Genomic DNA, 14,212 nt, shown 5'->3' with positions numbered 1-14,212 from the left:
CGGTTTAGTTATTCAATTGTAAATAGTTTCTCCGCGATCTGAGCAAACAAAATGATATTCTTACCTCTGTCCCACACTTATCGAATTTCAACACGATAATTCGTTATACTTTGCTCACACTTTTTCGCTACTCGCCATTTTATGTCATTACTTCCCATCGATGCTTATCAAAACGTATTCCACGAACAAATCGCTAATTCTCACCTTGTCGTAGAGGCGGAAACCGGATCAGGTAAATCAACGCGCCTGCCACTTTGGGCTTCTCAGCATGGACGAGTGCTGGTGGTGGAACCAAGACGTATCGCGTGTACGTCATTGGCTAAATACCTCGCACAGCAATCGGGTGAGAAGCTTGGTAGCAAGGTTGGCTATGCGATTAAGCTTGAGTCAGAGTATAACGAGCAAACTAACGTTGTTTTTGTGACGCCCGGTATCGCGCTGCGTTGGTTATCAGAAGACGGATTAGCCAGTTTTGATGTGATTGTGGTGGATGAGTTTCACGAGAGGCGCTGGGACATTGATCTGCTGGTGGCGATTCTGAAACAAAAAGAGAGCCATCGCTTGGTGATCACTTCAGCAACCATTGAAGGGGAGCGTCTTGCTGATTACTTGGATGCGAATCGAATTAGCTGCGAGGGGCGAACTTATCAAGTTGAGATTGAACACAGAGCGAATGAATCCAGAACACTGCCTGATAGTCGACATCTAGGGCAGCGCATCGTGGAAGAAGTTAATCATCAGTTGATCGCTTCTTCTGGCGATATGTTGGTTTTTCTACCGGGTAAAAAAGAGATCGTGCAATGCGAACAAGCCTTAGCGAAAAATCCAGATATCCAAGTTGTTAAATTGCATGCGTCGGTCAGTGATAAAGAGCGAGATTCAGCGTTATCGGGTCGGAATATCCATACTGAAGGTAATGGTTTGAGAAAGGTCATCCTTGCGACCAACGTTGCAGAAACCTCATTAACCATTCCTGACATTGGCGTGGTGATAGATTCAGGATTAGAGAGACGCACCGTTCAGCGTAATGGCAGAACCACACTGATGCTTAAATCCATATCACGAGCGAGTGCCAAACAACGAGCTGGCCGCGCGGGTAGGGTAATGGACGGCGTTTGTGTGCGTCTATATGGAGAGCATGCGGCGTTAGAGTTAGTCACACCGCCTGAATTGCAGCGTGAAGAGCTGACCGAACCTATGTTGGCCGCAGCATGTTGTGGATCTCCGCTTGAGAGCTTGTCCTTCCTTGACCCTATTCCAGAGAAATCACTCAACAGTGCAACTCAAACCTTGCTGACGATGGAAGCGATTAACGCCGACCATCAAGTTACCGAGCATGGTAAAAAGCTGTATCCGTTGCCGATTGATGCTTTGTATGCCGATATCGTTACTCGAATCAAAACCAAAGCATTAAAAGAGGCGATGGTTGATCTCACTGCGGCGCTGTCCGTTCCTGCTCGCTTGTATCAGTTACCAAACAATGCAGAACATCTTGAAGCGCTCGCGCAACAAGAGAAGGAAGGGTGTGATTTAAGCCTGTTGATTCAGATTGTGCGCGGTCGAGAATATCCGCATTTAGACATCGACCAACAGGCTCTGAATGAAGCTCAAGGATTGGCGAAGCAAATGCGGGAGGTATTTGAACTTCCTCAGCTAGAAGTCGCGTCACGTTTCCAACGCATTGAATTGCTCAAGACCATTGTGAATCTGCATCCTGAACTGGTGTTTGTGCGCCGACTGAAAAGGAAAGAAGCCTTTGCCAATGGTGTTTTAGAAGTGGTGCTCGGTCGTCAGAACCGTTTCCCTGATAATGCACAAGCGATGTTGGTGTTGGATACTCACAGCTTGCCGGGAAGAGGCGTTAAGCAAACACTGACCTTAGCGACGGTCACGACACCCATTCCTCTTGAGCTTCTCATTGATGCTGAACTAGGAGAGTGGGAGCAAGGCGAAACCGTTGTGAATGATGATGGTGTTTTTACCGAGATGGCATTGGTGTACGCAGGCCGCACGATTACAACCAAACTCGTCGCCGCTGAAGGGCAACTATCGTTAAAACCTATCGTCGACCTTGTGTTAAATGGAGAGCAGCTTCCCGGTTTTGCAAAGGCTCGCACTCAAGAAATCAAACACTGGCAGTTGTATGTGAAACTTGGTCTCGATGAACAAACTAAATACACACCAGAAATTGAGAACATTAACTTTGAGCTATGGTTTATAGAGCAGCTTGAAGTACTAGGTGTTACTGATGTCAGCGAATTGGAAATGTTCGATCATGCAGACATACCGTTCGATGGCATTCCAACTTGGCTCTACTCAGAATTTTCGGAAAAATACCCGTTTGCATTGAGCCTTGCCGACTTGCAACTCGATGTTGAATACTTGCCCGCAAGAAAGCTGATTTACGTCCATTATCAGTCGGGTAGCCGAAAGTTATCGCCAAAACGTTGGGAGCTACCGACATGGTCTGGTTGGCGTATTCAGTTCAAAAAAGCGAGTCGAATAATTGATATCAAATAGATGGATAAGTTTTATCTCTAAAATATTAATCAAATAGATGCATATATGATTTTTCAGTGCTTATTTTGTTACAAGTTTGATTTTTATATGCCTTTTTAACCAATCAAAAGGTCATAAAAGACTATTCTTCTATATCCTATTGCTATAAAGAAAGAGTTGATAGATATTGAGTATATTGTGTTGCCAAAGTGTCGGGGGACATCATGGATAAACAGGAAGAGACGCGTGTAGAGTTCGATTACACAACATTTCTTGGCGCCTCATGCAGTAAAAAATGGACTTTTCTGGAAGCACTCACCACAATTGCGCCAGTGTTCAGTACCGTCTGGCGAGATAGCATTAAAGAGTTGGGCACCCCAGAGGATCGTTTATGGCAGATGGCATTGAAATCAATGTCGACGCGTAAAAGTGATGAGTCGAACATTGTTACCTTACTCAAGCTCGCTAAGCTGGAAGGGATCAATGAGCTCAAAGTGGTGATGCCATATTCACTTGAAGAAGAGCAGATCGAGTATATTGAATCGCGCAGTCATTTAGTGATTGCGGGTAATTCTGGAGAAGAGTTCACGATTAAGCTGTAACTTCAGCTCGCCTATAATCTCTCTCGAGGAATAGTAAAAACGTACACGTAAAAAGGGCCTCAAATATTGAGGCCCTTTTAGTATCTAAAACTTGAGTCTACGAGCTTATTAGCTTTCGAGCTTTTTATTTTGAGATTAAGCGATTAAGCAATTAGCAATTAAGCGACTAGTCGATTAGACCATAGTCAGCGCGCAGTACATCGATGATCTCTTGCTTAGGATTTTCGCTCAGTACGATCTCCGCACCTGTGATTTTCGCTGCGATATCAAGGTAAGTGCGAGACAGAGACATTAGAGAATCCAGTGGAAGTTCATTGTCACGAGCCAATGCTTCACGTTCTGGCATACGCTCTTTATTCAAAAGAATGTCGGCATCAGGGAAGTAGTTAAGCAAGAACTGACGGAAGCCTTCTTTTGAATTCTCAACGATGTTGCCGTTGTTATATTCCTGAGTATCCCAAATGCGAGATGAATCTGGAGTACCGACTTCGTCCATGTAGATAAGCTTTTCTTTGCCTTGAGCATCGTTGACGTAGCCAAACTCAAATTTGGTATCAACAAAGGTTTGGTCTACTTTTGCTAGCGCTTGGCTGATTACGTTGAAGCCTTCTTTAAGAAGTTTTTCGTAATGCGCGATGTCGCTTGCTTGAGTAAAGTTGAATGCTGCGAAGTTATCTTCGATGTTGTTGCGTGTGATGTTCACATCGTCAGCTTCTGGAACGCCAGGAATACCTTTCAGAATCCCTTTTGTTGAAGGCGTGATCAGTAGCTCAGGCAACTTCTTGTCTTTCTCAAGGCCTTCAGGCATCTCGATACCACAGAATTCACGTTCGCCGTTTGCGTATGCACGCCACATTGAACCAGTGATGTATTGACGACAAATCGCTTCGATCATGACTGGGCGAGCTTTTTGTACAATCCATACGAACGGGTGAGGGATATCAAGAATATGACTGTCAGCAAGTCCGTTGTCTTTAAACAATTTGAACCAGTGGTTAGAGATAGCATTCAGAGCCGCTCCCTTACCTGGAACACCTTTAAGATTCCCTTCACCACGCCAGATACAATCAAATGCAGAGATACGGTCACTGATCACCATGATTGCTAAAGGCGCATCTGGTGCTACATCGTAGCCTTTCTCTTTAATTAGTCGTTGGCTATCTTCTTCAGTTAACCAGTAGACCGAACGAACCTTGCCACTGTGGACAGGTTTATCAGTACGGATTGGTAGGTCATCATTTACGGCAAGAACTTGATCAGCAAGGCTCATTTAGACATTCCTATCTTTTATCAAACGTCATACAGAGAAGTGCGGTGTGCACATGATTAGACGGGCATTATACCCAATCTACTATTTGCTTCCAGAGAAAAAGCAAACGATTGCTAAATCTGTTGTTTAAATAAAAACCCCCGCCTAACAATCCGCTAAAAAATGGGCGAATTGTAGGGCAGGGGAAGGCAGTATGTTTGGACTGTGTTTTGGCGAATTGTTTCTTAAGTTAAATTAAGTTTGTTAGCTAAAAGATTAAGCTATGTTTGTGGACCATGTTTTTGAGCCAAAATGTTATTAAGCCAACATGTTATTAAGCAAGGTGGCTTAGTGAATACGCTCTGAATTTGCATCCATAAAGAAGACTTCACATTGAAAGCGTAACCCTAATGTTCTTAGGTACTGTTGGCTGAACTGATCAATCGATGCACTTGCAACAATCGCGCTCGCATTCTTAGAGCGGATTGCTTTCTCGACAGTCTCTACCTCAGTCATTTGATGAGAGGCTTTCATATGAATAACGCGTTCGCAGCAAACATTATGTTGCTTAAGCTGCTTAGCCGATGGTCTTGGTGTTTGAGCCGTAAACAGTAACCACTGATGTTGATTGGACAGCAACGCCATTCTTGCAAACAACGCTTCCTCGTTTGAATTTTTGCTTTTACGAGAAACTGATGTAAATGCGCAGTGAACTAGCGGGCTAGAGTGTTGTGCTTTAACGTGTGCTTGAATCATTTTGCTGTCCTTATATACATGCTGTATGTGTATACAGTAGTTTTAGTTGCTTATAAGATCAAGCGTTTTTTGCGGGATTATTGGACGATTTCGTCTGAGGTTATGGATGGTAAATGATTAAATCATTGAAAGTATTCGATAAATTAAATTTGAATGAATCTGCTGTTTTGTATCATAAGTTGAATAAATGTGAGCTTTATACAGGTGTATACACTGGTTTTTGCAGAAAAGTACTGTATATACCTGTATAGAAGAGAGAACAAAGAAGAAAGAAGAAAGAAGATCTAAAACCACAGGCACAAAAAAAGCGCCTTAGGCGCTTTCTTATATTTCACGGTGTTGCTTATCTCAATGTCGCTTGGGAGAGTTTTGCTCTCATTTCCATTTCACCAATATTGAACTGGCGAACATCAATGGTTGCAATATCATTGCACTCGTTACATGCATGATGACACTTACCATCTAGGTAGTCGTGCTTTTTAACTAGGCTTGGCTTTTTGCACCAATCACAAACGCCTTCTATTGTGAACATATTCTCTCCTCACCTGTTTAAGTCAGGTGTATTTTCGGCGCAAATTATGACACAAGTAAGACCCATTAGTTAATAGTTTGTTACCCATTTTTGAGAGGGGGATCGATTGCAACACCAATAAAATCGATATCTTTGAGATCTAGGAAAATGAAGATGTGTGTTTGTTTACGGTTTTGTAACATTTTGTAAAATGGTTTTTAGCGCATTGTTCAAACGTTTCATTTCTTCGTCACATCCGTGACCATCTGGATGGTAGATCTTTGATAGCTGTTTGTATCGGATCTTGATGCTTTTCTGGTCGGGGATTGAGCTAGGTGTGTAGCCAAATAGCGCGCAGGCCACCTGCAAATTACTCAGACCTTTGCTGTTTTTCTGCTTCTTCAATTCGTGGAACATAGTGTTCAGCTGGCGTTTTTGCTGCTTAATCGTAAGGTCCTTCGAGCTAAGCTGCGCTTCAAGTGATTGTTGTTGCTGTCGCGAATCACCCGACTTTAGAGCTTGTCTTTTTCTTGAGATAACGAGCGTCGCAATAATGCTGATGATTGAAATCAACACGGCCAACGCAGCACCAATCATATAGTCAGAGCTAGTTAGGTTAGAACTGGAGAGGTTAGAGCGTGATGCTTGGTTAGATTGAACGTGCTTAGATACCCCCTGACTGGTGTCTATTTCAGAGTCGATGCTGTCATCGAGCTGTTCTATTGAAGAGATCTGTTTTGCACGTTGCTGGTTGAATTGTGCTTCCAAAACGCGGTTGTAGCCGTCTTCTGCTTGTGGATTATCTTTTAAGGCTGCTTCATACCATAGCTGCGCTTTATCTAATGGTTGAAGGAGGTCTTGTTCTAGCGAGGATTCGTAGAGTTTTGCTACCTCGATAGGCGCGCGCTGGTTACCTTGCAACGCTGCTTTGATAAACCATTCCAAAGCAAGTTTGTTACTTTGTTCAACACCTGTTCCTGCCAAGTACCATTCACCCAGTCTAAATTGCGCGTTTGGGTTGCCGTTTTCTGCTGACTGCGTGTACCAATACAATGCATCACTGGTGCTAACAGGAACGTCGACACCCGATTCATAAGCTTGAGCCAATTGGTATTGAGAAACTGGATCTTGAGGTTGTGATTCTAGTGAAAATTCATCACTGCTTGCTGCGTGCACGAAATGTGTGGTGGACAGTTGAATCGTGGAAAAGATGAGGGCTAGAAATAGTGTTCTAAGAAATGATGATGACAGAATGTTGGATAGGATCAGCAAAAGATAAGTCTCGTAAAAAAGCCCAGAATCGATATGTCAGTATGAATACGCTTTATGGTCGTTGATTATTATTATCACGTTAAATGAGTAACATAACTGATAAACAACTATATAGAGGTTAATTCAATAGATAAAGATGGACTGGGCTTTAATCGTGCTACTTAAGCGGCAAGATTTGAATTTCTACGCGACGGTTACAAGCACGACCTTGAGAGGTGTTATTGTCACATAGAGGGTAGCGCTCACCGTTACCACGAGCAATAGCACGACCTGCAGCAACGTCTTGAGAGATCAAGAATGCACGAACAGATTCAGCTCGACGCTCAGAAAGGATTTGGTTCGTCGATTCGCTGTCAGTGTGACCTTCAATCACTAGGCTAGTGTCTGGGTATTCAACTAGGATGCGAGCAACGCCGCGAAGGGTATTGTGAATGCTTGATTCCAAAGCGTAAGAGCCAGAATCAAAACCGATGCCGTTTTCTAGGCGAAGTAGAAGTTGGTTCTCACCGACACGTTCAACTTGAACGCCTGAATTCATTAGCTCTTCACGAAGGGCAGCTTCTTGTCGGTCAAAGTAGTAACCAATACCACCACCAACAGCGGCGCCACCGGCAGCACCAATAAGTGCACGTTTACCACGGTCTTTAGAGTCACCAGTTGCAGCACCAGCAACGGCACCAGCGAGTGCACCAATTAGAGCGCCTTGAGTTGCAGAGTTAGCCTCAGATTCGCCAGTTGTCGCGTTTTGGCGTTGAGTTGCCTGACAACCCGTTAAAGCGATAGTAAGCGCTAGGGCTAGTGTGATTTTTTTAACGTATTTCTCCATCATGTACTTCTGTCAAACGAATGAATCCGAGTGACAAACATAGTCCTGTAAATCTTATTGATGGTTTTTATCAATACGTCGAAGCAATGTAAAGTGGCTCTATGATTTAGTTATCTTTTTAGCTGCCTGGGTACCGCCAACTGGTCGATTAACAGACAATTTACGACCTTTCTTCAAACCAACTTCATAATCGGCGGTGAGGTTTTTCATCGCTTCTCTCAGTTGCTGCTTGAACGTTTCACGGTCGATATTTTTGAATTCTTTATCAATGTAGTTATTGATTTTGTTGTTTGATTCGTCGTCGGGAGTAATGGTTGGTAGCTTTTCAAGCGCACCTTCAACCCAGCCTGAAACAAACGAGTTCACGCGGCGTGTCACTTCTAAGGACCCTGTGCCAGAGCCAGCAAAGCTATTTCTGAATTGGCCGGTGTGTTCATTCAGTTCACGATAAATGATATCGAAAGCGAACGCTGCGAAGATCGCGCGGTCGGCTTCACCAATGAACTCAACACGCTTGAGGCCTTTATGATTCAGCAATACGGCTTCTACGCCAAATTTGGTGTTGATACCGCGAATAACACGCAGCAGTGTAGAACTGATATTTGCAGGTAACAGGTGACTGGACTGAGTTTTCCCCATCTTGATAAATTCAATATCGTCTTTTTCGAGACCATATTTCAGCATCAAGTTATGCGCCATTTTTATCGCATTGGCAGCTTCATTGACGTTCGCAGAATTTCCAAGCTCAAGACACTTGGCAATTTTCTTTAGGGCTTTTTTCTTATCCATCGACAATTTAATCAGTACCGCAAATTTTTAAAAGTCCAACATTTTACATGTTTTCGCGGGTAACAGAAAGGCAAAACTGGTTTGATGAACAAGGAAGGCGGTGAACATTGAACTGCATGAGCCCAGTTGGCGGTAAAAACAAAAACGCCATCAAGCGTATTGATGGCGTTAGTGACACGTTTTTTCAATATGTCTAGAGCATTCGTAAACTAGATACCCAGTTCATCGAGTAGATCTGCCGCAGAATCATTGCCAGAGCTTTGAGCTGGCTTGTTCGCTTCTTGCATTTTTTTCTGAGTCGCCTCAAGAATGCTATCTGGACATTCGTCTTCTGCGATTTCAAATTCTTCTAATTGAATGAACTCAGTCTTATCCATCGCAAGCTCAAGGTAGAAGATGTTGTTATTAGCGGTAGAGAAGGTCACACGACGAGCTTGTGGACGGTCGAGATTGGTATCAACAGAAAGGTTAACTTGCTTGTTCAGAGCCAGCATTTTCGGTTGGTTTTGTGTGATGTTGGTTTGCAGCTCTTTGCGGATTTTATTGGTGAAATCGCCAACTAATTGGTTCATCAACTCACCCAATACATCACCCACTTCGTCTGAAGTATGAAGCACAGCAAGCTCGTTTTCAGGCATGCCCATATTGCGCATGTAATTGGTGTAGATCTCTAGCGCTGCTTTGGACGTAAAATTAATAACAACGAGACCAGAAAAGCCGCCGTCAAACAGAACGAAGCAACCAAAATCTGGCTTTAGGCTTGTCTTGTTGATCTTTTGAACCATGGCTGAATAGGACACCTGAGAAGCCGTCGCTGAAGTCAGTACGCTTGAGACTGATTGGCATAGTTTAAGAAGGATATCTTCAGTTGTGACTGTTTTGTTTTTTTTCATTGTGATGTGCTCGTGGAGATGCCTTAAACAAAATGTTATTCAGTATATTGTTACTGAATTAAGACGAAAGTGACTATTTCTCCATTCTTGCACTGAGATTCTGATTTGATCACCTTTTTATATGATCTTAATAGTAGTAAAGTGACGAAATTCAAAGAAAATTATTAAAAATCTCAGATAACCCAATGCTGATAGGATCAGCGAAGTAGGGGCAGGAAGCAAATGTTACCAAGACTTCAACTCAATGCTGATGTCGATCCAGTTGTCGTACGCTTTTTAGATGAACTAAAAACAGCGGGCTTTACTGGCGACATTGAATCTCAATATTCTAGCCGTTTGGCTGTGGCGACTGATAATAGTGTCTATCAGCAATTGCCGCAGGCGGTCATCCTTCCTAAAACAACGCAAGACGTTGTGCTTATCGGTAAAGTGGTTTCTAAATCCGCTTACGAACGCGTGACTTTTTCCCCTCGTGGCGGCGGTACCGGAACCAACGGACAATCTTTAACAAAAGGTGTCGTGGTTGACCTGTCGCGATACATGAATAAGGTTCTTGAGATTAACGAGAAAGAGGGCTGGGTAAGAGTTCAGTCTGGTGTCGTTAAAGATCAATTGAACGACGCTGTTCGCCCTTATGGTTACTTTTTCTCTCCAGACCTTTCTACCAGTAACCGAGCAACCTTGGGTGGCATGATCAATACCGATGCTTCGGGCCAAGGGTCATTGAAGTACGGCAAAACGTCTGACCATGTATTGTCGCTGCAAGCGGTGTTCGCAGATGGTTCATGTCTAGAATCTGATTTATCACACGGCTTACCTGTAGAGGGTGAATTCGCTCACCATGCACTTACGGTGACAGAGGCGGTTTGTCGAGACAAACGCGCTCAAATCTTAGATAAATTCCCTCCGCTGAATCGCTTCTTAACAGGCTATGACCTAAAGAATGCAATCAACGAACAAGATGACAGCTTTGACCTAACTCGCGTTCTATGTGGCGCTGAAGGTTCTTTAGCATTCATCACGGAAGCAAAGTTAAACCTAACCAAGATTCCAAAAGCGCGCACACTGGTTAACGTGAAATACAACACGTTTGATTCTGCGCTGCGTAATGCGCCGTTCATGGTGGAAGCGAAAGCACTGTCTGTTGAAACGGTAGATTCAAGAGTATTGAACCTAGCGAAGCAAGACATCGTTTGGCACACCGTGAGCGATTTGCTGACTGATGTTCCGAACAAAGAGATGCTTGGCATCAACATGGTTGAGTTTGCAGGCCAAGATGAAGCGGAAGTTGAACAGCAAGTTCAAGCGCTGACTGCACGCCTTGAAACCATGGTTGAAAGCGAAGAAGCCGGCGTGATTGGTTTTCAAGTTTGTAGCGATTTGGCGAGCATTGGCCGAATCTACAACATGCGTAAGAAAGCAGTGGGTCTGTTAGGTGCGGCGAAAGGCCGAGCTAAGCCAGTCGCTTTTGCTGAAGATACTTGTGTACCACCAGAAAACCTCGCGGATTTCATCTCTGAATTTAGAGTGTTACTCGATTCAAAAGAGTTGAATTACGGCATGTTTGGTCACGTTGACGCGGGCGTATTACACGTTCGTCCAGCATTGGATCTGTGTGACCCGATGCAAGAAGCATTGATGCATGAAGTCTCTGATGAAGTGGTTAAGCTGGTGGCGAAATACGGCGGTTTAATGTGGGGCGAGCACGGTAAAGGTTTCCGTTCTGAGTATGGCCCAGACTTCTTTGGTGAAGAGCTGTTTACCGAATTAAGACGTATTAAAGCAGCATTCGACCCGCACAACAAGATGAACCCAGGCAAGATCTGTACGCCTTTAGAAAGTGACGCTGAATTGGTGAAAGTCACCGATACCAAGCGTGGTTTCTACGACCGTCAGATCGACGTACAAGTTCGTGACAGCTTCAAGCAAGCAATGGAATGTAACGGTAACGGCTTGTGTTTCAACTACGATACTAGCTCGCCAATGTGTCCTTCAATGAAAGTTACGGCTGACCGACGTCACTCACCCAAAGGCCGCGCAGGCTTGGTAAGAGAGTGGTTGCGTCAACTGACTGAACAAGGCGTTGATATTCTCGACCTTGAGCAAGAAGCGTTGAAAGACAACACACCCGTTAAGACTATGATTGAGCGTGTTCGCAATACGATGAACAAACGCCATGAGTACGATTTCTCGCATGAAGTTCATGAGGCGATGAACGGTTGTTTGGCGTGTAAAGCGTGTGCGAGTCAATGTCCGATCAAAGTCGATGTGCCGAGTTTCCGTTCTCGATTCTTGAACATCTATTACTCGCGTTATCAGCGCCCAGCAAAAGACTATTTAGTTGCCAACATTGAAACCATGCTGCCGTTAATGGCGAAAGCACCAAAGGTTGTTAACGCAGCATTGGGTCAAAAGTGGATACAAACCGCAACGGCTAAAACAGTCGGTTATGTTGATGCACCATTGATGTCGGTGCCTACGCTAAAAAATCGTCTGGCGAGTAAAGAATTGCAACTCTTCGACTTACAGTACTTAGAAGGCTTGTCTTCTGAGCAGAAGAAACAGCATGTACTTATCGTTCAAGACCCGTTTACTAGCTTTTATGATGCAGAAGTTGTTGAAGACTTCGTTACCTTGGCTCAGAAACTTGGTAAAACACCGGTACTGCTGCCGTTCAAACCCAATGGAAAAGCGCTGCACATTAAGGGCTTCTTAAATCGTTTTGCTCGTGAGGCGAAATCTACATCGGATTTCTTGTCGATGGTGGCGGATATCGGTATTCCTTTGGTCGGTGTTGATCCTGCTCTGGTACTTTGTTATCGCGATGAATACGTCGAGATCTTAGGTGACAAGCGTGGCGACTTTGATGTGCTTACCGTGCATGAATGGTTAATGCAATCGCTAGGTGAGTTCGAAGCGCGCTCAGCAAATGAAGAGATGTGGTACTTGTTCGCTCACTGTACAGAGAAGACCAAGATGCCAAATGCGGAAAAAGAGTGGGGCGCTATCTTTAAACACTTTGGTGCTGCGTTAACCAGCGTTCCTGTCGGCTGTTGTGGTATGGCGGGTACTTTCGGCCATGAAGTGGATAAACTGCAAATGTCGAAAGACATATACGGTTTAAGCTGGAAACCTCAAATGCAGGACTTACCAAAAGATCGTTGTTTGGTGACGGGTTATTCTTGCCGTAGCCAAGTGAAGCGCTTTGAAGGTGAGAAGCTTGCTCACCCATTACAGGCGCTAGCAAAAATTCTTTAATACATTTAGCCCAGCAATTGCTGGGCTTTTTTCTAAACTAACAAAGGAATGTTAATAAGGAAAAGTATGAAATTTCTAGAATTAAAAGTACCACCCGTTGCACTGTTTATTATTGTATTCGCAGCATCATACTTCTGCGCTCAGCAGTTGAGCCAAGGGGCACTGGCATTACCTTATGGAATGGTTGTGCTAGGCATCGGGATCATATTGAGTGGTGTGATTGGAATATCAGGCATATGGGAATTCCGAAAACAGAAAACCACCGTTAACCCGATCAAAGTCGAAACCGCGTCTGCAGTCGTGGACAGTGGAATCTTTGGCTACACGCGAAATCCAATGTATCTAGGGCTATTCATCCTACTGTTTTGCTTTGGCTACTTCTTCCAAAACCTATTCAGTGTTTTGCTCAGTTTTGTATTCGTAATCTACATGAACCAGTTCCAAATTAAGCCAGAAGAACGCGCTCTAGAGCAATTGTTCGGTGCGGAATATGTTGATTACAAACAAAAGGTTAGGCGCTGGATTTAGTTTTGACTTGAGTGCAGGCTTGAGTGTCTTCGTGTAGTCAGGGATCGTACTAAAAAAGCCCAGCTTGAGATTATCAAGCTGGGCTTTTTTGATCTTATTCTAGAGCTTATTTACATCGAGATGTGTAAATAAGGATGCTGATTAAGCGGCAGCTGCGAACTGAGCTAGAAACATCTCTTTACGCTCATTGAAGCGGTTAACTAGGTCGTCGACAGAAGCTTGGTCGTATGGCTTAAGGCCACTTGCTACCATGCGCTTCACGCCTTTACCGACAACTTCTCCGTCTTCTTTAAAGTCAAAGTTTAGTGTCACTATGCCACGCTTGCCTTCAACATCAAAAGTCGCGCCAGAGAATTCAACTTCTGGGTGAGACAGGTCTAGGCGAGTAAATTCAACTTCCATGCTCTCGTAAATCACTAGAGGACGCTGGCAGTTGATCATCATTTGTTGTTCTTCCATAAGAGGAACCATGATGTGTGGGAAGTTCATGCCAGAGAACTTAACGTAGTTTGTTACTACGTGCTCGATGAATGCTTGGTCGTGGCTCTTTTCACCTTCACAAGACATGTGTAGGTACTCTTTGCCTTTCTCGTCAACCAGTGAGCTTTCTTTCTCACACTTGTTGTCAACGCTAAGCGCAATACCGTTACCCACCATACCTGAAAAATCAAAACGCATTTTTTGGCTGATGCCTTCTTTTTGCAGAAGTACTGCAAACAAAAGATCGCCAGGCACGCAGAAGCGCTTGTTGTCTTCATCGTGAATTGGGTTGAAGTCAGCGGCTACTTTTTTAGCAAAGTGACTAGCTTGTTCACGAGTGAATTGAAATTGATTGTCTTCAGTTGAAAAGTAAGGTGTCAGAAACATAGTATCGCTATTAGTCATCAAATCTGGGGTGGATTATAGCTAACTAACTTCGTTCTAATGGTCTATCCAGTTAACTTTGCTTATATATCAGTCAATTAGATAAATACGTTGGATGGTATGTGACGATTTCAAGGGAGATATGGCCTTTGGCTCAATGCAACA

At 43.9% G+C, this 14,212-nt stretch carries 11 protein-coding genes and 2 pseudogenes; 4 read left to right on the top strand and 9 right to left on the bottom strand.

Annotated features, from left to right (window positions below):
- Positions 1-141: 141 nt before the first annotated feature.
- On the top strand, positions 142-2,520 hold the full coding sequence (locus AB6E51_RS07095; RefSeq protein ID WP_372058025.1) for a helicase-related protein: 2,379 nt from the start codon (positions 142-144) through the stop codon (positions 2,518-2,520).
- Between the two features lie 203 nt (positions 2,521-2,723).
- Positions 2,724-3,101: a hypothetical protein gene (locus AB6E51_RS07090; protein WP_017059766.1), complete on the top strand. Its 378-nt coding sequence runs from the start codon at positions 2,724-2,726 to the stop codon at positions 3,099-3,101.
- A 166-nt stretch (positions 3,102-3,267) separates the two neighbouring features.
- On the opposite strand, the gene AB6E51_RS07085 is transcribed toward AB6E51_RS07090, so the two are convergent.
- From AB6E51_RS07085 to AB6E51_RS07050, 8 genes and pseudogenes are all read right to left on the bottom strand, one after another.
- Complete coding sequence (locus tag AB6E51_RS07085; protein WP_017055177.1) at positions 3,268-4,371, bottom strand: phosphoribosylaminoimidazolesuccinocarboxamide synthase; 1,104 nt, start codon at positions 4,369-4,371, stop codon at positions 3,268-3,270.
- Between the two features lie 327 nt (positions 4,372-4,698).
- Positions 4,699-5,106, bottom strand: a complete 408-nt coding sequence (locus tag AB6E51_RS07080) for a SulA-like leucine-rich domain-containing protein (RefSeq protein WP_050652187.1) — start codon at positions 5,104-5,106, stop codon at positions 4,699-4,701.
- 343 nt (positions 5,107-5,449) lie between these two features.
- Entirely contained in the window at positions 5,450-5,638 is a 189-nt protein-coding gene (locus AB6E51_RS07075; RefSeq protein ID WP_017059767.1) for a hypothetical protein, read from the bottom strand.
- A 165-nt stretch (positions 5,639-5,803) separates the two neighbouring features.
- Positions 5,804-6,241: pseudogene (locus AB6E51_RS07070) on the bottom strand (hypothetical protein); the annotation flags it as partial.
- Positions 6,242-6,321: 80 nt separating this feature from the next.
- Positions 6,322-6,889 (bottom strand): annotated as a pseudogene (locus AB6E51_RS07065) (tetratricopeptide repeat protein); the annotation flags it as partial.
- 157 nt (positions 6,890-7,046) lie between these two features.
- Positions 7,047-7,715, bottom strand: a complete 669-nt coding sequence (locus AB6E51_RS07060) for an OmpA family protein (protein WP_372050980.1) — start codon at positions 7,713-7,715, stop codon at positions 7,047-7,049.
- Between the two features lie 99 nt (positions 7,716-7,814).
- A complete protein-coding gene (locus tag AB6E51_RS07055) occupies positions 7,815-8,504 on the bottom strand; it encodes a DUF2786 domain-containing protein (RefSeq protein WP_017059769.1) in 690 nt (229 codons plus the stop codon).
- Between the two features lie 209 nt (positions 8,505-8,713).
- Positions 8,714-9,397, bottom strand: a complete 684-nt coding sequence (locus tag AB6E51_RS07050) for a DUF3334 family protein (protein WP_017059770.1) — start codon at positions 9,395-9,397, stop codon at positions 8,714-8,716.
- 222 nt (positions 9,398-9,619) lie between these two features.
- Between AB6E51_RS07050 and AB6E51_RS07045 the strand changes: the two genes are divergently transcribed.
- Both AB6E51_RS07045 and AB6E51_RS07040 read left to right on the top strand, forming a co-directional pair.
- The gene (locus AB6E51_RS07045; protein ID WP_372058026.1) at positions 9,620-12,655 is read left to right on the top strand and encodes an FAD-binding and (Fe-S)-binding domain-containing protein; all 3,036 of its coding nucleotides are present in this window, start codon (positions 9,620-9,622) and stop codon (positions 12,653-12,655) included.
- A 66-nt stretch (positions 12,656-12,721) separates the two neighbouring features.
- Positions 12,722-13,183 carry an isoprenylcysteine carboxylmethyltransferase family protein gene (locus tag AB6E51_RS07040; protein WP_102495568.1) on the top strand — a complete coding sequence of 154 codons (462 nt, stop codon included), beginning with the start codon at positions 12,722-12,724 and terminating at the stop codon, positions 13,181-13,183.
- 141 nt (positions 13,184-13,324) lie between these two features.
- On the opposite strand, the gene AB6E51_RS07035 is transcribed toward AB6E51_RS07040, so the two are convergent.
- Entirely contained in the window at positions 13,325-14,050 is a 726-nt protein-coding gene (locus tag AB6E51_RS07035) for a DUF3581 domain-containing protein (RefSeq protein WP_010438254.1), read from the bottom strand.
- Between the last annotated feature and the right edge of the window lie 162 nt (positions 14,051-14,212).

It is taken from the genome of Vibrio sp. 10N.247.311.47 (genome assembly GCF_041467535.1).
GTDB lineage: Bacteria > Pseudomonadota > Gammaproteobacteria > Enterobacterales > Vibrionaceae > Vibrio > Vibrio crassostreae_C.
This window is presented reverse-complemented; position numbering and strand designations above follow the sequence as displayed.